Annotated in this window: 1 protein-coding gene; it reads right to left on the reverse strand. The window is 76.8% G+C overall.

Going from position 1 to position 1,075, the window contains the following annotated elements; translation table 11 throughout:
* The coding region (locus tag EF903_RS32875; RefSeq protein ID WP_148142659.1) for a molybdopterin oxidoreductase family protein at positions 1-1,075 on the reverse strand (1,075 nt) is incomplete at both ends.

Genomic DNA, 1,075 nt, shown 5'->3' on the forward strand with positions numbered 1-1,075 from the left:
AGGTTGGCCCGGCCGCCGCCGTCCGCCTCGTCCCCTCGCTGCGCACCGACACCGTGTTCCTGCCGTTCCACTTCGCCGGCGCCGGCGGGGGTCTCGGGGCAGGGCCAGTGCAGGGCCTCGCCGGCGTCGAGGCGTTCCCAGCTGATGCCGGAGTAGTCGGCGCGGCCGCCGGCGGAGGCGCGGCGCAGCTCCTCGAAGACGGTGCGGGGGTCGGTGGGGAAGCGGGCGGGGTCCTGGCCGAGGCGGACGGCGATGCCGTGGAGGACGTCGAGGTCGCTGCGGGCTTCGCCGGGCGGCGGCAGGAGCCTGCGGCGGCGCAGTACGCGGCCCTCCAGGCTGGTCATGGTGCCCTCCTCCTCGGCCCACTGGGTGACGGGGAGGACGACGTCGGCGAGTTCGGCGGTCTCGGACGGCACGAAGTCGGCGACGACGAGCAGGTCGAGGGAGGCCAGCCGGTCGGCGATGCGGGCCGCGCGGGGCGCGGAGACGACGGGGTTGGAGCCGAAGACGAGGAGGGCGCGGGGCCCTCCGTCGGTGCCGAGGGCGTCGAGGAGTTCGTACGCGCTGCGGCCGGGGCCGGGCAGGCTGTCGGGGTCGACGCCCCACACGGAGGCGACGTGGGCGCGGGCCGCCGGGTCGGTGAGCATGCGGTAGCCGGGGAGCTGGTCGGCCTTCTGGCCGTGCTCGCGGCCGCCCTGGCCGTTGCCCTGGCCGGTGAGGCAGCCGTAGCCGCTGCCCTCGCGGCCGGGCAGGCCCAGGGTGAGGGCGAGGTTGATGAACGCGGCGACGGTGTCGGTGCCCTTGCTGTGCTGTTCGGCTCCGCGGCCGGTCAGGACGTACGCCCGCTCCGCGTCGGCGAGGAGGCCGACGGCCTCGCGCATCTCGGCGACGGGGACCCCGGTGACGCGTTCCACGCGCTCGGGCCACCAGGCGGCGGCCCGCCGCCAGGCGGCGTCGAAGCCGGTGGTGCGCTTGTCGAGGTATTCCCGGTCGGCGCGGCCCTCGGTGACGGCGAGGTGGAGCAGGCCGAGGGCGAGGGCGAGGTCGGTGCCGGGGGTGGGCTGGAGGTGGAGGG

It is taken from the genome of Streptomyces sp. WAC05292 (genome assembly GCF_003949955.1).
Lineage (GTDB): Bacteria > Actinomycetota > Actinomycetes > Streptomycetales > Streptomycetaceae > Streptomyces > Streptomyces globosus.